The organism is Geomonas limicola (assembly GCF_014193675.1).
In the GTDB taxonomy this organism is placed as follows: domain Bacteria; phylum Desulfobacterota; class Desulfuromonadia; order Geobacterales; family Geobacteraceae; genus Geomonas; species Geomonas limicola.
Genome location: NZ_BLXZ01000006.1, coordinates 1 through 17,043 on the forward strand (window position 1 = coordinate 1; position 17,043 = coordinate 17,043).

Sequence of the window (17,043 nt, forward strand, 5' to 3'; positions counted from 1 at the left end):
ACCATCACTACCCGCGGGACCCTGAGCGGAATCCTAAGCCCCGACGTGGTGACCCTGGCCGGCGGCAGCGCCAATTTCGGAGATGCCAATGTGGGTACCGGCAAGGCCGTTACCATTACCGGCCTCACCCTGGGTGGGGCGGACGCGGGCAACTACAACCTGGCAAACAGCACTGCCTCGGCAAGCGCCAACATCACCCCGGCAGCCCTGACGGTGACGGCGAACGCCCAAAGCAAGGTCTACGGTTCGGCAGACCCGAGCTTCACCTACACGCCGACCGGCACCCTGTACGGCAGCGATGCACTGACCGGGGCACTGGGACGCGCCGGCGGCGAGAGCGTGGCGGGTAGCCCGTACGCCATCAACATCGGCACCCTGAGCGCAGGCTCAAACTACAGCATCACCTTCGTCCCGGCCAACCTGACGGTCACGGCGAAACCGCTTGCCATAAACGGCATCACCGCGAACAGCAAGGTGTACGACGGCACCCGGAGCGCCACGCTCAACACCGGCACGGTCACCTTGGGTGGCGTGGTGGGCTCCGACGTTGTNCTATACCCTCGGCAGCAGCACCGCCTCGGCAAGTGCCAACATCACCCCGGCAGCCCTGACGGTGACGGCGAACGCCCAAAGCAAGGTCTACGGTTCGGCAGACCCGAGCTTCACCTACACGCCGACCGGCACCCTGTACGGCAGCGATGCACTGACCGGGGCGCTGGGACGCGCCGGCGGCGAGAGCGTGGCGGGTAGCCCGTACGCCATCAGCATCGGCACCCTGAGCGCAGGTTCGAACTACAGCATCACCTTCGTCCCGGCCAACCTGACGGTAACGGCGAAACCGCTTGCCATAAATGGCATCACCGCGAACAGCAAGGTGTACGACGGCACCCGGAGCGCCACGCTCAACACCGGCACGGTCACCTTGGGTGGCGTGGTGGGCTCCGACGTTGTGTCGCTTTCTGGTAGCGCTACCGGCACTTTCGACACGAAGAACGCAGGCACCGGCAAAACGGTAAGCTTCAGCGGCCTGAGCCTCTCCGGCGCCGCAGCCGGCAACTACAGTATCACGAGCACCGCGAGCACCACCGCCAACATCACCCCGGCGCCGCTTACCGTTCTGGCGGGAAGTGCGACGGTCGCCAACAAGGTATATGATGGCAGCACGTCGGCCACCATCACTGCTCGCGGCACACTGGGCGGGATCATAGCACCTGACGTGGTAACTCTGAATGGCGGCAGCGCCAACTTCGACGATGCCAACGCGGGTAATGGCAAGGCTGTCACCATTACCGGGCTTACCCTGGGAGGGGCGGACGCTGCGAACTACGCCCTGGGCAGCACCAGCGTCTCCGCTACGGCAAACATCGCCAAGGCGGACCAGGTCCTCAGCTTCTCTACCGCTTTAATTGACAAGGTGGTGGGAGATCCGCAGTTCGACCTGACGGCAAGCTCCAATTCAGGTTTGCCGGTAAGCGTAAGCGTGACCGGGCCGGCAACCTATGCGGCTCCGACATTGACGCTTGGGATCCCTGCTACGGTCGCAGCGAGTGCGGCTGACTATACGGTCACCGTGACCGCGAACCAAGCCGGAGATGTCAACCACAACTCCGCCACCTTGAGCGGCACCTTTAAAGTACTGCAACTCGGCGATATTACCCACGATGGTTCGGTGACCATCATCGATGCCATGGAGTACCTTAAGGTCGCATTGCACCTCGATCCTTCTCCGAGTTTCACCCGTAACATCTTCCTGGACGGGAGCAACAGAGCGGTAATAGATGTACGCGATGTCCTACTTGTGCTGCAAAAGGTTGTTTCCCAACCTATCTAAAGAACCTATGTGAAGAGGGACTCTACATGAACTATGCGATCAAGATTTTCGGCGGCATCTTTATTTTTGGAGCATTCGCCCTGTTCTACGGGTGTGGCGGTGGTGGAGGGGGAGGGGCTACGGTGCAGTCTAAGGCAGTAGCGGTGAAGTTCCGCATCTACTCGTCCAGCAACCAGGGGCCGGGGCTGACTCCCACGCCTTTGCAGGGGGTTCAGTTCACGGTGGCCCTGCCGGCGGGGGTAACCGTTGCAACAGACCCCGGTAACCCGAAGCTGACCGCTCCTGGCGTGCTCAAGCTGTCGGGCGTCTTTACCGGCGTTTTCAGCAACGTCACCAGCAGCATCTTTCCGCGTCCGCTGTTTGGAAGCTATTCCAGCTCCAAGCCGGCAGGCTCGGGACCGAACTACGTTCGCGTCGTGATCGCCGCCAATCCGGGGCACACCTTCGGAGCCGGGGAGATCCTCACCATCAACTGCACGGCAGGGCCAGGTGTCACTGCCACTACGGGCGACTTTGCCTACAGCCAACTTCTGCTGGTAGATAGCGGGTTTCACGACATAACCAGCGAATACAAGTTCAAGGCGCTCTGATTGAGAACATAAAAGGGTAGCTGCCTAGAAAAGGCGGGAGCGAGGTTGGCCGCTCCCGCCTTTCTTTTTCATGGATGAGGTGGCATGCAAGGAATACTGAGCTGTATGGCTGCCGCTGGCTCGTCATAGCACAGAAAAAGGCCATCGGATAAGATCCGGTGGCCTTTTCTTGTGGAGCTGTCCTGAACGCTGCTGCACTTCTGATCAGATCCCTTCACCCTCCTGCTGCTCTTGCTCCTCGCCCCTGCGCGCTTTCTCGATCTCGGCAAACCGCGTCGCCCCGAGCCGCGCCTGCAGGGCGTGCCGGTAGAGGTGGTCGTATTTCTTGGCTGCCTCGTCCCAGGTGAAGCGTTCGGCCATGCCGTTTTGCCGCAGGACGTCGATCATCTCCTTGTCGTGGTACCAGGTGTGCACGGCCCAGCCGACGGTGTCGAAGAGTGCTCCGGCCGAGAGGGCCCAGAACTTGAACCCGGTACCGGTGCGGTTGCCGGAGTCCAGGTTGTGCACCGAGTCGTCCAGACCGCCGGTGGCGCGCACGATGGGGATGGTCCCGTAACGCAGGCTGAACATCTGGTTCAACCCGCACGGCTCGAAGGCCGAGGGCATCAGGAAGAAATCGCAGCCCGCCTCGATCTGGTGGGCGAGTTTGTTATCGTAGCCGATCCGGCAGGCGAAGCGGTCCGGCCGGTTGGCCGCCATCCCCCCGAAATAGAAATGCGCCCAGGGCTCGCCGGCGCCCAGGAGCACGAACTGCACATCCATCTCGAGCAGTCGCGGCAGCGCCTCGGCGAGGACGTCGATCCCCTTTTGTTTCACCAGGCGCGAGACCAGGCCGATGAGCGGTACCTCGGCACGCTCGGGAAGCCCCAGGGCGCGCTGCAACTCACGCTTGCAGACGGCCTTTCCGGAGAGGTCGCCTGCCGAGTAGGTGGCGGGAATGAGCGTATCGACCTCCGGGTTCCACTCCTCGTAATCCACCCCGTTCAGGATGCCGCAGAGTTCCCCGGAACGCTCGCGCACCACCCCCTCGAGCCCCCAGCCGTACTCCGGTGTTTGCATCTCGCGGGCGTACCCCTCGCTCACCGTGTTGATGACGGTCGCGTGGTAGATCCCCCCCTTGAGGAGATTCACCTGGTTGTCCATCTCGAGCCCCAGGTAGGTGAAGTGCTGCCAGCCGATACCGAGGACGTCCATGGCCCCCTCGTAGAAGCTCCCCTGGTGCTGCATGTTGTGGATGGTGAGTACCGAGGCGGCTTCCTTGAGATAGTGGTCGTGCCGGTACAGGGTATTCATGAAGACCGGGACCGCGGCGGTGTGCCAGTCATGGGCATGCACGATGTCCGGTGCGAAGTCGAGCATCCTGCAGAGTTCCAGGCTGGCACGGGAGAGGAAGATGAAACGGTTGTCGTTGTCGATGTACCCCTTGTTGTCCACTTCGTAGAGGGAGTCGCGTCCGTAGAACTTCTCGTGCTCCAGGAAGTAGATGGGGACCTCGCTCCCGGGCAGGCGCCCTTCGTACACGCTGCAGTACATCTCGCCGATAATCCCCATCGGCACCACCAGGGTCCCCGGCAAAAGGCGCAACTGGTGCTTGTCCCGATCGACCTTGTAGTAGCGGGGCATCACCACCCGCACATCGTGACCCTGGGATTTGAGGAATTTGGGGAGGATTCCCACCACGTCGGCGAGTCCACCCTCCTTGGCGAAGGGGACTGCTTCCGAGGCGGTGATGAGTATGTTGAGACGCATGAGACGAACTCTCCTCGCGGCAGGTGGTTTCTGGCGGCGCTATATACATACCACGCGGCGTCTGCCGGGGCAATCTTTCCCTATTTGGAAAATAAAATTATAAAAAAATAATAAAACTGTTGCACTGCGCTGCCGGGTAGCGTACCCTCCGTCGGCACCTGCTACCAGGGGCGGAGAAGGAGGACACAATGGACAGATATCGGGAGTCATCTCCCGTCGCCGTACTCCAGCAATCGGGCCACCCGGTCTACCACCGGCGGGTGGCTGTAGTAAAACGCGGCGTAGACGGGATGCGGATGCAGGTTGGACAAATTGTCACGGGAGAGTTTTACCAGCGCGCTGGCCAAGGCGCGGGGCGTGCCGCACACTTCGGCTGCGAAACGGTCGGCTTCCCACTCGTCCCTTCGTGACAGCCACGAGGAGAGGGGCGTGAGCGGGAAGAGGGCGAGCGATCCCAGGAAACTCACCAGGACCACCTGCGCCACGAACGATGCCTCGTCCAGCCCGAAGAGCCCGGGGACCAGGCCGCTTCCCAGGAGCCGGTACACCAGGTAGCTGACCAGGAGTGCTGCTAGTTCGGTAAGCACCAGGCGCTTGCGGATGTGCCCCAGCTTCCAGTGCCCGGCCTCATGGGCCAGGATGGCCAAAAGCTCCTGGCGCTCCATCTGGTTGATGAGCGTGTCGAACAGGACGATGCGCTTTACCCGCCCGATGCCGGTGAAGTAGGCGTTGGAGTGCAGGCTGCGCTTGGAGGCGTCCATCTTCTGAACCCCCTTGACCTTGAGCCCCGCCTTGGCCAGCATCTGCTGGATCTCCCCCTCGAGTTCCGGATCTCCCAGCGGTTCGAACTTGGAGAAGAGCGGCTCGATCAGCACGGGAGAGAGGTACATCATGGTGATGGAGAAGAGGGCGAAGAAGGCCCAGACCCAAAGCCACCAAAGCTGCGGGGAGTGACGCACCAGGAGCAGCGCGGCGCTCGCCAAAAGCGCCAGGAGCGCCGAGGAGACGAGGGTCGACTTGAGGAGGTCGCTCAGCCAGAGGCCGGGGCTCGTGGTATTGAAGCCGTAACGCTTCTCCACCCGGAAGGTGGAGTACAGGTTGAAGGGGATCTCCATAACGGATTCCGCCCAGGTGAGCAGCAGCAAAAAGAGAAGTCCCTGAAGTACGAAGGAGCCGGTGAGCGAGCCGATCCAGGCGTCGTAGCGCGGCAGGAGCGGGGTGAAGAGGAAGGCGATGAGGAGGATGCCGTCGTACACCGACTCCCACAGGGCGACCCGGCTCACCTCGAAGGTGTACCGGGATGCCTTGGTCAGGGCCTCGGTGTCGACCGTGCCGGCGAAGGCTGCGGGGACCGTCGTGCCATGCCGCTTGAGGTGGCTGAGGTTCAGGTAGCGCAGCAGGCAGACCGCTGCGAAGCGGGCGAGGTACAGGGCGATCAGGACGGTTTTCATGCGTCTCCTCAGGGGGGGGCGGTAGTGCGTGCCATTGGTGGCGGTCGAACCTGCCGGCCGGCGGGCAGCCCTGCAACGGTAACATCTTTGCCGGCCGAGTACAAATGTCCTAACATTTTGGGGACGGCTGGACTGGAGAGCGCACCTCCAAGGCGAATCCCCCCTGTCCCCCCTTTTTCAATGGGGGGACGTGATGATTGCTCCTCAAGCCAAAAGAAAAGGCCCCTCGCGTTGGCGGGGGGCCTTTTTTGCCGGAGCATCGAGCTATTTCTTGATGGTCCCCTTCTCGAGGATCACCTTGTACTTGTAGCCGCTGCCGAAGTCTTTCTCGGCTGCGACCTTGCCGGAGACGGTCACCACCTCGCCATCAGCCGGGACCGCATCGGTGGTGGTGACCACCAGGTCGTTGGTCTTCTCCTTGGGGCTCCCGGTGCCGTCCTGCAGGTGAATCCAGTTCTTGTTCATGATGCCGCTGGCGCTCTTCACCACCTGGCCCCGCACGGTGACCTGCTTGCCGTTGAGCGCCGACCTCTTGGCAAAGAGCTCGGAGACGGTGTAGGCGTTGGCGCCGGTTGCCTTGGCAACCTTGACCTTCCCCTTGGCCTTCGCCGCAGCCCCGGCACTACCCGGAGACTTCTGGTTGCCGGTGGTCGTCGAGGTGACCTTGGGGTCGCCGCAGAAGAGAATCGAGTCGAACTTGCGCTTCAGGCTCTTGCTCTCGAAGCTCTGCATCTCGACGCACCCGTCGAACTCGAGGTGGTCGCCGACGCGGGTTTCCCTGTTGTTGTAGGCAACCCAGGTCTCTTTACCGTCCTTGACGATCTTCGCATAGGTGTAGCCGCCGGCGTTCATCGTTTCGGCAACCTTTCCCGAGGCATTCTGGTTGGAACCGCCCCCCTTATTGGCCTCGAGAGCTCCCATCATCTTGGACTGCTTGGAGCTTTTCAAGGCGTCGCTTACCGCGTCGACGGACGCTGCAGGCTTTTCCGGCTCTTTCGGGGTGTCGGCACAGGTGGCCGCGATCGGGAGTGCCAGGGTCAGCAGAACCGACATGAGGGTCGAATAACGCTTCATTTAATCTCCTTGCGTGCTGGTTGCCGCCGCACCGGGCCGCGGACCTGAGAGTATCGACAGGTCCGGAGCATAGCACGTTTCCCTGCCCGTTCACAACGCAGTTGATGATCCCTTACTGCTTCTTTTCGATGACCAGCGCGTCGCCGCCCGGTGCCGCATCCACCCGCACCAGGTCGCCGGAGACGAACTCCCCTGCGAGGAGCATGAGGGCGAGCGGATCCTGGATCTTGCGCTGCAGCGCGCGCTTCAAGGGACGCGCACCGTAGGCCGGGTCGTACCCCTCCTGCGCCAGCACCTCGCGGGCCCCGTCGGTGACCTCGAGCAGGATCCCCTTCTCCTCGAGCCGCTTGGTGAGCGAGCCGAGCTGGATCACCACGATCTCCTTGATCCGCTCGAGCGGCAGGGCATGGTAGATGACGATCTCGTCGACACGGTTCAAAAACTCCGGCTTGAAGTGCTCCTTCAGGGTCTCCATGACGTTCGCCTGCATGCGCGGGAAATCGGTGGCGTACTGCTGGATCCACTGCGAGCCGAGGTTGCTGGTCATGATGATCACCGAGTTCTTGAAGTCCACGGTGCGTCCCTGGCCGTCGGTGAGCCGGCCGTCGTCGAGCACCTGCAAGAGCACGTTGAATACCTCGGGGTGCGCCTTCTCGATCTCGTCGAAGAGCACGATGCAGTAGGGGCGACGCCGTACCGCCTCGGTGAGCTGGCCACCCTCCTCGAAACCGACGTATCCCGGAGGCGCACCGATGAGCCGCGCCACCGTGTGTTTCTCCTGGTATTCGCTCATGTCGATGCGCACGATGGCCTGGTCGTCATCGAACAGGAACTGGGCCAGGGCGCGCGCCGTCTCGGTCTTGCCGACGCCGGTGGGGCCCAGGAAGATGAAGGAGCCGATGGGGCGGTTTGGGTCCGAAAGTCCGCTGCGGGCACGCCGGACCGCGTTCGCCACCAGGGTGAGCGCGTCGTCCTGCCCCACCACCCGGCTTTTCAGCCGCTCTTCCATGTGCACGAGCTTCTCGGACTCGCTCTCCAGCATCCGGTTCACCGGAATGCCGGTCCACTTGGCGACGATCTCGGCGACCATCTCGCCGTCCACCTCTTCGGGGAGCATCTTCCCTTCCTTCTGGATCTCCTCCAGGAGATGGGTCTTCTCCACGACCTGTTTTTCGATGGCCGGGATCTCCCCGTAGCGGATCTCGGCGGTGCGGGCCAGTTTCCCCTCGCGCTCGGCGATCTTCGCCTCGTCCTTCAACTGCTCGATGCGCTGTTTGAGGACGCTCTGCTCCTTGAGGATATCCTTCTCCTTTTGCCAGTGGTTCTTCAGGTTGGCCGACTGCGCCTTCAACTGCTCCAGCTCGTCCACGAGTTTCTTGAGCCGCTCCTGGGCGTGGGGGTCCTTCTCACGCAAAAGCGCCTGCTCCTCGATCTTCAGCTGGATGATGCGGCGGTCCACCTCGTCGATCTCGGTCGGCTTGGAGTCGATCTCGATCCTGAGCCGCGAGGCCGCCTCGTCGATCAGGTCGATCGCCTTGTCCGGCAGGAAGCGGTCGGTGATGTAGCGGTCCGAGAGGGTGGCCGCGGCGATGATCGCGCTGTCCTTGATCCGGATGCCGTGGAAGGTCTCGTACTTCTCCTTGAGGCCGCGCAGGATCGAGATGGTGTCGGCCACGCTCGGTTCGCCGGTGTAGACCTGCTGGAAGCGGCGCTCGAGGGCGGCGTCCTTCTCGATGTGCTTTCTGTACTCGTTGAGCGTCGTGGCGCCGATGCAGTGCAGCTCGCCGCGGGCCAGGGCGGGTTTCAGCATGTTGGAGGCGTCCATGGCCCCTTCGGCGGCGCCGGCACCCACCAGGGTGTGCAACTCGTCGATGAACAGGACGATCTTCCCTTCGGCCTTCTCCACTTCCTTGATCACGGCCTTCAGGCGATCCTCGAACTCACCGCGGTACTTGGCACCGGCAATGAGGGCTCCCATGTCGAGCGCCAACAGCTGCTTGTCCCTGAGGGTCTCCGGCACGTCGCCCGAGACGATACGCTGGGCGAGTCCCTCGACGATGGCGGTCTTCCCCACGCCCGGTTCGCCGATCAGGACGGGGTTGTTCTTGCTGCGGCGCGAGAGCACCTGGATGACCCGGCGGATCTCGTCGTCGCGGCCGATCACCGGGTCGAGCTTGCCGCGGCGCGCCAGCTCGGTGAGGTCGCGGGCGTACTTGGCGAGCGCCTGGTATTTCTGTTCGGGGTCCTGGTCGGTCACCGCCTCGTCCCCCCGGAGCGCCTTCAGTGCGCTCAGCACCGCATCACGGGTGACCCCGAAGTTCGCGAGCAGCCTCGCGCAGGGGACCTCCTTGGCACCGACCAGTGCGAGCAGGAGGTGCTCGGTGGAGACGAAGGAGTCGCGCATGGCGTCCGCCTCCTTCTGCGCCTGGTCCAAAAGCCGCGCCAGACTTTGCGAGAGCCCCACCTGCACGGCACCGGAGACCTGGGGGCGACGCTGCAACTCCGCCTCCAGGTTCTGGCGCAGTTGGGCGGTCGGTGCGCCGATCTTTTTCAAGAGTTCGGGTACCAGGCCGCCTTCCTGGTCCAGCAAGGCGAACAGCAGGTGTTCCGGCTCGATCGAACCGGCGGACAGGGCAGCGGCCTTCTCCTGGGCTGTGGCCAGCGCTTCCTGGGTCTTCACGGTCATCTTCTCGGGTCTGATCATGGCGTGTGCCTCCTGGCTGGGAATATAGGCAGGGGGGGAGGCAGTGTCAAGGGAGGGGGGGAGACAGTACGAAGTTATTCCCACGATCTGGGAGGGGAGCAGAGGAGGGGAGGGAGGACACAGACGGTTCAGGACCGGGTCAGCGGCTGTAAGAGCTGGAAAAAATTCCGGGTCAGGTCCGGGTGCAGGTGACTTCCTGCCAAGGAACCCATCAGGTTCATGATCTGGTCGAGCGGCAGCGGTTCCCGGTAGGAGCGCCGGGTTCGGGTGGCATCGAAAAAGTCGGAGATCATGGTGAGGTGGCTCCCCAGGTTGAGGCGCCAGCCCGGGGTGAACGAGGGGTAGCCGGTCAGGTCGAACTTGGCGTGGTGCTCGTAGGCCGCGATGGCGGCGATGCGCGGGGCGCCCGTCTGTTCCATCAGGTAGCGTGCCCCCCTGACCGGGTGTTCCTGCATCAGCTTGAACTCGGCGTCGGTCAGGGCACCCGGTTTGGTGATGATCTCTTCGGGGATGAAGAGCTTGCCGATGTCGTGCAGCATGGCCGCGATGCCGATGTCCTTGAGCTGCTGTCCCTTGATTCCCAGGGCCGCTGCCTGGGCCAGGTTGAGGATGCAGACGTTGGTCGAGTGGGTGAAGGTGTATTCGTCGCTTTCGCGCAGCGTCGCCAGTACCAGGAGCGGCAGGCTCTCCTGGCGCAGGACGTCCACCAGGTTGTTCACCATCTCCACGACCCCGCCGAGCCTCAGTTTCTGGTGGCGCTTCACGGCGCGGTAAATCTCGTTGAACTGTTCGAGCTCCTGCTCCGACAGCTTGGGGAGCAGCGCCTCGGGGGAGCCTGCCACCTCGCCGCACCCGTCGGCTTCGTTCTCATCGAGACGCAGTTCGAGCCTGCCGAACCTGACATGCTCGCTGGAGGCGAGCTGGCCGTCGGTCCCGGGCCTCGTGGAGAGGGCCTGGACCAGTTCCTCCACCTCGGGCGGCGTTATGCCGCGGGAGATTCCCAGGTGCTCGATGCCGCGCGCCTTGAACAGCTCGACGATGCGGCTTAGGAACAGGCAGGCATCCTGGGGCTGGTGGTTGATGACCAGTTCGTTGTCCACCATCATGAAGGAGAGTTCTTCCGCGGACTCAAGGACGCTCTCGAGTTGGCTGCAAAGCTGGGCCAAAAGGCGAACCACCTGGGGGTGCTGCGGTCCGTAGAGCGAGACGTTGGCGCTTGCCGCAAGGAGCAGCCGGATGATCTGTTGCGGGTTGCAGGCGGTCACGGTCATGCAAGCCTCCCTGGCAGGCTCGACAACAGCTGCGCTGCCTGGCGCGCTACGCTGCCGCGCCCCTGGGCGAGCCTTTTGAGCAGCGCCCGGCAGGGGGCCGCCGGGTAGCGGGCCAGGGTTGCCAGCGCCTCCATCTTGAGCTTGTTGAGCTGGATCGGGTGCAAGAGGCTGCGGGCGGCGAAGAGTTCCTCCAGGACCCGCAGCGCATCCGTGGTGCCGATCTCCGCCAGGGCCGGCAGCACCGCGCTTTTCAGCTCGCAGTCGCGCGCTCCGAACCCCGGGGCGGCCAGGAGCCGGTGCAGCTTGCCCAGCATGGCCGGGGCGGCCGATTTGCCCGCGAGGCCCAGGCAGAAGAGCTGGGTGCCGCGATCGGGGCTCTCCAGGCCGTTCATCACGCGGGTCTCGGTATCGGGGTCCCGGAACTGCAAGAGGGTGCGCAGCGCCTCCTGGGCCACGCGCCCGTCGCGGTGCCGTGCCAAGGGGCGCAGCCGTTCCACGCACTCGGTGAGCTGTGACTGCCGAACCACGCCGATCAGGTTGCGCAGGTAGTACCAGGGACCGTCGCCCAGCCGTGCCGCAAGTGCGGGGGCCGCGACCGGCCCGAACTCGACCAGGCGATCCATCAGGAAGCGGCGCAGCGACATGCCCTGCTCGACCGCCAGCCGGTCCAGAAGGGGGGGGATGCAGGCCGGGCCGATCTCCTGGACCAGGTGCGTGACCACCTCGAACTTTTCCTTGCCCCAGACTCCCAGCCCCTCCAGGAGTTCCTCGACGAAGTCACGTTCCCCGAAGATCTCGGCCAGAAGACCGGGACCCTGGGCGCCATGGGTCTTGAGCTGGCGCAGTACCTTGAGCAACTCCTCGTACGCGCCGGTCTGCTGGAAGAAACCGCAGATCTCCTTGAGGTTCTGGGCGAGCGCCTCGTGGTCGGCGTCGCCCGCAGCGTCGTCGTGCAAAAGCAAAAGGAGGATGTCGCCGGTCCTGCTCTCCAGGCTGGCCACCTCCATGGTCTCCAATAGCCCGTCCAGCCCAGCGCTTCCCAACAGTGGTATCTGCTCCAGCTCCAACATGCGTCCCAGCTTCTCCTGGTAGCTTTCCGGGATGTATTCCTCCATCGCATGTTCCCGCAGCAGGATGCGCATCTTCTCCTGGAGGGCCTGCTCGGAATCCTGGCTGCCGGTGAGGGCTCCCGGCTGCCCCAGCCCAGCCAACTGCTGCAGCATGCCCAGGATGAACGGCGGCACGCTGGTCTGGTTGGCGTTCACCTCCTCCAGTACCTCGAGGACCACGTCCCTGGGGAGCTCGCGGAGCAGGGCGCTGGCCGCCGCGGAGGCGCCTTGCCGGTTCAGGTCGAAGCTGGCGTTCAGGAACTGACGGCGCAAGGCGGGAGTAAGCGAACTGACGAAGGTCGCCAGGGCACGGAAGGCCGGGTTGGCTGCAGAATCCTCGGCGAAGCCGCGCGAGGTTCCGAAGATGTCGCGACGCACCAGGTAGCCGGCAAACTCGCGCGCCTGAGCCTCGAAGTTCACGCCTTGCAGGAACTCGCGGTTCATGTCCTGCGCCAGGAGTTGGGGATCCAGTGCCTCGACACCGGCTGCCCCCTGGTCGAACAGGCCGCGCACGGCCCCCCTGGCGAACTGCTCCCACAGGGTCGGCTGCGCAGTTCCCTGGGGCTGGTCGGGAAGTCCCGGGGCGGTACTGGTAAAGATGTCGTAGCGGACCACCCTGATCCCCAGGGCGGCAATGCCCGTTTTGTCCCAGACGCTCTCGATCCCCCCTTGCTGGTAGATCTCCTCGCGACTGGTGGCCAGAATGCCGATGAAGCGCTCCAACTCGTCGCCGGTAAGCCCCGGGCGCAGGGTCAGCGCGGCGATGGAGCGCTCGTGTAGGGCGCGGGCAAAGTCCCTGAAGACACGGTTCGACTTGTCGAGCGGGTCCTCCTGCCAGAGCAGCGCATCGCCGGAGACCCCGAGGACGATCTCTCCCGCGGGCATGGTAAGGGTGCCGTAGGTGGTAAGCACCTTGCCCAGGCCGCTCACGATCACCTGGTGCCCCGGAGGGTAGGCGCGGATGTTGCGGCGCGAGATGTTCAACTCGTGGATCAGTGTAGCGAGAGTCCGGACCGTTACGTGGTCATCTGGAGATTCGAGGGTGGTGTGGTTGGTCATATGCCGGCCCGCAGAGAGGTGATGAGCGGCACCAACATAAAACAACCGTATTAAATGTCAATGAGGGAAATGGTAAGTGAAAGCGCCGCTTCTGACGGGGCTTTGGGTCGCTGTTTGTAGGGAGGGGACGCCGGGTGGTGAAACGTGCCGAGGGGGAAGGGAGGAAGACGGTAGGTCAGCGCTGCTTGCTGCGGCTCTTCTTGGCCGGTTCATGCGCAGCGTTCTCCGGCGCCATGGGGAGGAGGGAGAGCTGTTTCCAGTCGACGCGCTTGATGTTGGGACCCTGGTAGTAGCGGGGGCAGGCTGCAATGAGGACGCTGGCGTCCTGCTTGCAACTGCGGCGGCAGGAGAGGCAAAGATGGTTGATTGCTTCGGGTTGCTTCATGGGCCTTCCTGCGTCGCCGCGCGGCAGGGGAGTCCCTGCCGCGCGGCGTTCGCCAATGTTACGCGATCTTCCTGATCCAGCCGAACGTGTCGGCGATCTTCCCGGTCTGGATGCCGGTCAGGGTGTCGTAAAGGGTCCGGGTGTGCTTGCCGACGCCACCGCCGGAGACCTCGAGGCACTCTTCCTTATAGCACAGCGCACCTACCGGCGTCACCACCGCTGCCGTGCCGGAGCCGAACGCCTCGGTGATGGCACCGCTCCTGATGTCCTTCATCAGGTCGTTCACGTCGATGCGGCGCTCCTCCACCTTGAGGTCGAGCGAACGGGCCAGGGTCAGTACCGAGTCGCGGGTCACGCCGTGCAGGATGGTCCCCTGCAGGGGGGCGGTCACGATGGTGTCGCCGTAGACGAAGAACATGTTCATGGCGCCCACTTCCTCGATGTAGCGCTTCTCCACGCCGTCCAGCCAGAGCACCTGGTCGAACCCCTTTTCCTTGGCCTCGAGGCCGGCCTTGAGGGAACTTGCGTAGTTGCCGCCGGTCTTCGCCTCACCGGTGCCGCCCGGGGTGGCGCGCACGTACTTGCTCTCCACCATGATGCGTACCGGCTTGAATCCCTGCGGGTAGTAGGCGCCCACCGGGGAGAGGATCACGTAGAAGTAGTAGTGATCGGACGGTTTGATCCCCACCACCGGCTCGACGGCGATCATGGTGGGACGGATATAGAGCGAGGTCCCTTCCGCGCTGGGGACCCAGTCGCGCTCCAGGCCCACCAACTGTTCGATGCCTCCTACGAAAAGCTCCTCGGGGACCTCCGGCATGCAGAGGCGCTCCGCGGAATGGTTGAAGCGGCGTGCGTTCATCTCGGGCCTGAACAGGGCGATGCTGCCGTCCGCCCACTTGTAGGCCTTGAGACCCTCGAAGATCTCCTGGGCATAGTGCAGGACCAGCGCCGCCGGATCGAGAACGAACGGCTCGTTCTTCTTGATCCGGGCGTCGACCCAACCCTGGCCGGCCTTCCACTCGACCAGGAGCATCCGGTCGGTGAATATCTTGCCGAAACCAAGCTTCGACTCGTCGGTGAACTTCGCTTTCTTCTCCCCCTCGCTAAGCGGTACTATCCGTATTTCCATATGGCTAAACCTCCGGTTATTCGGCGCCGAGCGTCGCTTTTCTGTAGACATTTCCGTTTACCACAACAGCCTGTCAGGGGCAAGCCTTTTAAAGGCTTACCTGTTCTTACGCAGGTTTATCGCCTCCGGGGACGCTTGATTTTTATCGGCGCACTTGTTATATTATTAGCACTCAGGTATAAAGAGTGCTAAAGTCCGTGCCGCTGGTACGGCCACGCCAAACACGTACAGGGAGATGCTACACGATGAACTACAGCATGCCGGTACCTATAGATAGTCTGTCCATCTACCTCACCGAGATAAACCGCTTCCCGCTTTTGAGCGCGGACGAGGAGCAGCGCCTGGCGCTGCGCTTCAGAAACGAGGGTGACCTGGAGGCGGCCCAAACCCTGATCACCTCCAACCTCCGCTTCGTGGTGAAGGTCGCCGGCGAGTACCGCTCCTACGGGATGAAGATGCTCGACCTGATCCAGGAGGGGAACATCGGCCTCATGATGGCGGTGCGCAAGTTCGATCCGAGCAAGGGGGTGCGCCTCATCTCCTACGCCGTCTGGTGGATCCGGGCCTATATCCAGAACCACATCATCTCGGCCTGGAGCCTCTTGAAGATCGGCACCACCCAGGCGCAGCGCAAGCTCTTTTTCAAACTGAACCAGGCCAAACAGGCCATCATCAACATGACCGGTGAGTCCGACCTGCACTCCACCGCGCTTTCGCTCGATGTGAAGGACGTGGAGGCCCAGGAGATGGAACAGCGCCTGCGCGGCGAACTCTCCCTCGACGTCGAGATGTTCGAAGGGGAGGGGGGCTCTTACCTGGAAAGCCTGCCCGACCAGCGCCAGAACCAGGAAGAGCTCCTGGCCGAGTACCAGGAGTCGGCGCAGCTCGAGAAAAACGTGGCGCTCGCCCTCGAGAACCTGAACGAGAAGGAGCGCTTCGTCATCGAGCGCCGCGTCACCGCCGACACCCCGATGACCCTGCAGGAGATCGCCGACCATTTCTCGCTCTCCCGCGAGCGGGTGCGCCAGATCGAGGACGGGGCCCTGAAGAAGATGAAGCGTCTCCTGGCCCCGCTGGTGATCGAGCAGCAGCCGGCCTGATCCAACCGTCAAGCACCGTGAGTCGTGAGAAGGCGTTTCCGCAGAGGAAGCGCCTTTTTTTTATAGGCAGCACAACGATTGTAGGCTATGCTCGAGCTCCTTCGAAGGAGCCTAACATGTTCAACGAACAGGACAAAGAGCGCTACGCCCGGCATCTTATGCTTGAGGAAGTCGGGGAGGCGGGACAAGAGCGTCTCAGGGGAGGGCGGGTGCTGGTGATCGGGGCTGGCGGGCTCGGTTCGCCGGTGGCCCAGTACCTGGCGGCCGCGGGGGTGGGGACCATCGGGATCGCCGACGGTGACCGGGTGGAGCTCTCCAACCTGCAGCGCCAGGTGATCCACGGTACCGGCGACCTCGGGCGCCCCAAGGTGGCCTCGGCGCGGGACCGCATGCTGGAGATCAACCCGGGGGTGCGGGTGGAGTGCCACGAGGGGTGGGTAACGGCGCAGAACATCGCGGACCTGGTGCGGGGCTACGACTTCGTGGTGGATGCCACCGACAACTTCGCCGCCAAGTTCCTCATCAACGACGCCTGCCTCGCGGCGGGAAAGGCCTACTCACACGGCGGGATCCTGAAGTTCCAGGGGCAGACCATGACGGTCTTGCCGCAGCAAAGCACCTGTTACCGCTGCATCTTCCCGGAGCCACCCGAGCCCGAGGTGGCGCTCTCCTGCTCGCGCGCCGGGGTGCTCGGGGTACTGCCGGGAGTGATCGGGGTGATCCAGGCGACCGAGGCGATCAAGTACCTCGTGGGGATCGGGGAGCTTTTGACCTCGCGGCTGATCACCTACGACGCGCTCAGGCTGCGTTTTCGGGAGGTTCCCCTGAAGCGCAACGACAGCTGCCCGGCCTGCGGGGGCGGGTGAGCGCTCGAAAGCTCCGCTGCGTCCTTGTCGCGCTGCCGGAGCGGTCAGGCCTTGAACTTGCTCTCGGTGCCGGCACGCAGCCGGGCGATGTTTTCGTGGTGCCGGAAGATGACGATGAGCGCGATGACGAGCGACATCACGATGAGCTCGGGCTGGCGGGTCGCCAGGGCGACGAAGAGCGGGATGGTGGCCGCCGCGCTGATCGAGGCAGCCGAGACGTAGCGCCACTGGTAGAGGACGCCGGCAAAGACGGCGACGCCCCCCAAGAGGGAAACCGGTGCCGCGGCGAGGAAGACGCCGAGCGCGGTCGCCACCCCCTTGCCCCCCTTGAAACCGAGGAACACGGTGTAGACGTGACCCAGGAAGGCGGCAAGGCCGATGGCGGCGACCCAGGCCTCGGGGAGACCGACCTGGCGTGCGACCAGCACCGGGATCACCCCTTTGAGGCAATCGCCCGCCAGGGTGAGCAGGCCGACCTTGCGACCGGCACTGCGGTAGACGTTGGTGGCCCCGATGTTGCCCGAGCCGGTCTCGCGGATGTTGACGCCGCAGGCCCGCGCCAATAAGAGGCCGGTAGGGACGGAACCGAGCAGGTAGGAAAAGATAAGGAGCAGAATCTCTTTCAAAAAGGCTCTCCTTGGTGTCGATGTTGAGCACCGCGCATCCTACAGTATTTCACGGCAAACTGCAAGGTGCCGTAAGTTTTAAGAAATTAGTAATCT

General features: G+C 63.5%; 13 protein-coding genes and 1 pseudogene. 5 read left to right on the plus strand and 9 right to left on the minus strand.

What is annotated here, in order from left to right; translation table 11 throughout:
- Window positions 1–21: 21 nt before the first annotated feature.
- The 3 genes and pseudogenes from H7688_RS22680 to H7688_RS14690 all read left to right on the plus strand — a co-directional run.
- A pseudogene (locus H7688_RS22680) lies at window positions 22–495 on the plus strand (MBG domain-containing protein); the annotation flags it as partial.
- Between the two features lie 118 nt (window positions 496–613).
- Entirely contained in the window at window positions 614–1,831 is a 1,218-nt protein-coding gene (locus H7688_RS14685; RefSeq protein WP_443093458.1) for a YDG domain-containing protein, read from the plus strand.
- Window positions 1,832–1,857: 26 nt separating this feature from the next.
- On the plus strand, window positions 1,858–2,421 hold the full coding sequence (locus H7688_RS14690) for a hypothetical protein (protein WP_183361933.1): 564 nt from the start codon (window positions 1,858–1,860) through the stop codon (window positions 2,419–2,421).
- A 204-nt stretch (window positions 2,422–2,625) separates the two neighbouring features.
- Here the strand turns inward: H7688_RS14690 and glgA are convergent, their stop codons facing one another.
- The 8 genes from glgA to H7688_RS14730 form a co-directional block, all read right to left on the minus strand.
- Complete coding sequence (glgA, locus tag H7688_RS14695) at window positions 2,626–4,170, minus strand: glycogen synthase GlgA (RefSeq protein ID WP_183361934.1); 1,545 nt, start codon at window positions 4,168–4,170, stop codon at window positions 2,626–2,628.
- Between the two features lie 206 nt (window positions 4,171–4,376).
- Window positions 4,377–5,621: a M48 family metallopeptidase gene (locus H7688_RS14700; protein ID WP_183361935.1), complete on the minus strand. Its 1,245-nt coding sequence runs from the start codon at window positions 5,619–5,621 to the stop codon at window positions 4,377–4,379.
- Window positions 5,622–5,885: 264 nt separating this feature from the next.
- The gene (locus tag H7688_RS14705) at window positions 5,886–6,695 is read right to left on the minus strand and encodes a DNA-binding protein (protein ID WP_183361936.1); all 810 of its coding nucleotides are present in this window, start codon (window positions 6,693–6,695) and stop codon (window positions 5,886–5,888) included.
- Between the two features lie 112 nt (window positions 6,696–6,807).
- Window positions 6,808–9,399, minus strand: a complete 2,592-nt coding sequence (gene clpB, locus H7688_RS14710; protein ID WP_183361937.1) for an ATP-dependent chaperone ClpB — start codon at window positions 9,397–9,399, stop codon at window positions 6,808–6,810.
- Between the two features lie 128 nt (window positions 9,400–9,527).
- A complete protein-coding gene (locus H7688_RS14715; protein WP_183361938.1) occupies window positions 9,528–10,670 on the minus strand; it encodes an HD-GYP domain-containing protein in 1,143 nt (380 codons plus the stop codon).
- The gene (locus H7688_RS14720; RefSeq protein WP_183361939.1) at window positions 10,667–12,838 is read right to left on the minus strand and encodes a HEAT repeat domain-containing protein; all 2,172 of its coding nucleotides are present in this window, start codon (window positions 12,836–12,838) and stop codon (window positions 10,667–10,669) included. Before H7688_RS14720 ends, H7688_RS14715 begins: the two co-directional genes overlap by 4 nt.
- Window positions 12,839–13,013: 175 nt before the next feature.
- On the minus strand, window positions 13,014–13,223 hold the full coding sequence (locus H7688_RS14725; RefSeq protein WP_183361940.1) for a hypothetical protein: 210 nt from the start codon (window positions 13,221–13,223) through the stop codon (window positions 13,014–13,016).
- A 58-nt stretch (window positions 13,224–13,281) separates the two neighbouring features.
- Complete coding sequence (locus H7688_RS14730) at window positions 13,282–14,355, minus strand: branched-chain amino acid aminotransferase (protein WP_183361941.1); 1,074 nt, start codon at window positions 14,353–14,355, stop codon at window positions 13,282–13,284.
- 245 nt (window positions 14,356–14,600) lie between these two features.
- Between H7688_RS14730 and rpoH the strand changes: the two genes are divergently transcribed.
- Window positions 14,601–15,455, plus strand: a complete 855-nt coding sequence (gene rpoH / locus H7688_RS14735) for an RNA polymerase sigma factor RpoH (protein ID WP_183361942.1) — start codon at window positions 14,601–14,603, stop codon at window positions 15,453–15,455.
- A gap of 116 nt (window positions 15,456–15,571) precedes the next feature.
- Complete coding sequence (locus H7688_RS14740) at window positions 15,572–16,321, plus strand: HesA/MoeB/ThiF family protein (protein WP_183361943.1); 750 nt, start codon at window positions 15,572–15,574, stop codon at window positions 16,319–16,321.
- A 44-nt stretch (window positions 16,322–16,365) separates the two neighbouring features.
- Here the strand turns inward: H7688_RS14740 and plsY are convergent, their stop codons facing one another.
- Window positions 16,366–16,947, minus strand: a complete 582-nt coding sequence (plsY, locus tag H7688_RS14745; protein WP_183361944.1) for a glycerol-3-phosphate 1-O-acyltransferase PlsY — start codon at window positions 16,945–16,947, stop codon at window positions 16,366–16,368.
- Window positions 16,948–17,043: the final 96 nt, after the last annotated feature.

What these genes read in the sequence shown, in the direction of transcription:
- H7688_RS14690 (WP_183361933.1), top strand. Translation starts at nt 1,858, where the DNA reads ATGAACTATGCGATCAAGATTTTCGGCGGCATCTTTATTTTTGGAGCA.
- glgA (WP_183361934.1), bottom strand. Translation starts at nt 4,170, where the DNA reads ATGCGTCTCAACATACTCATCACCGCCTCGGAAGCAGTCCCCTTCGCC.
- H7688_RS14700 (WP_183361935.1), bottom strand. Translation starts at nt 5,621, where the DNA reads ATGAAAACCGTCCTGATCGCCCTGTACCTCGCCCGCTTCGCAGCGGTC.
- H7688_RS14705 (WP_183361936.1), bottom strand. Translation starts at nt 6,695, where the DNA reads ATGAAGCGTTATTCGACCCTCATGTCGGTTCTGCTGACCCTGGCACTC.
- clpB (WP_183361937.1), bottom strand. Translation starts at nt 9,399, where the DNA reads ATGATCAGACCCGAGAAGATGACCGTGAAGACCCAGGAAGCGCTGGCC.
- H7688_RS14715 (WP_183361938.1), bottom strand. Translation starts at nt 10,670, where the DNA reads ATGACCGTGACCGCCTGCAACCCGCAACAGATCATCCGGCTGCTCCTT.
- H7688_RS14720 (WP_183361939.1), bottom strand. Translation starts at nt 12,838, where the DNA reads ATGACCAACCACACCACCCTCGAATCTCCAGATGACCACGTAACGGTC.
- H7688_RS14725 (WP_183361940.1), bottom strand. Translation starts at nt 13,223, where the DNA reads ATGAAGCAACCCGAAGCAATCAACCATCTTTGCCTCTCCTGCCGCCGC.
- H7688_RS14730 (WP_183361941.1), bottom strand. Translation starts at nt 14,355, where the DNA reads ATGGAAATACGGATAGTACCGCTTAGCGAGGGGGAGAAGAAAGCGAAG.
- rpoH (WP_183361942.1), top strand. Translation starts at nt 14,601, where the DNA reads ATGAACTACAGCATGCCGGTACCTATAGATAGTCTGTCCATCTACCTC.
- H7688_RS14740 (WP_183361943.1), top strand. Translation starts at nt 15,572, where the DNA reads ATGTTCAACGAACAGGACAAAGAGCGCTACGCCCGGCATCTTATGCTT.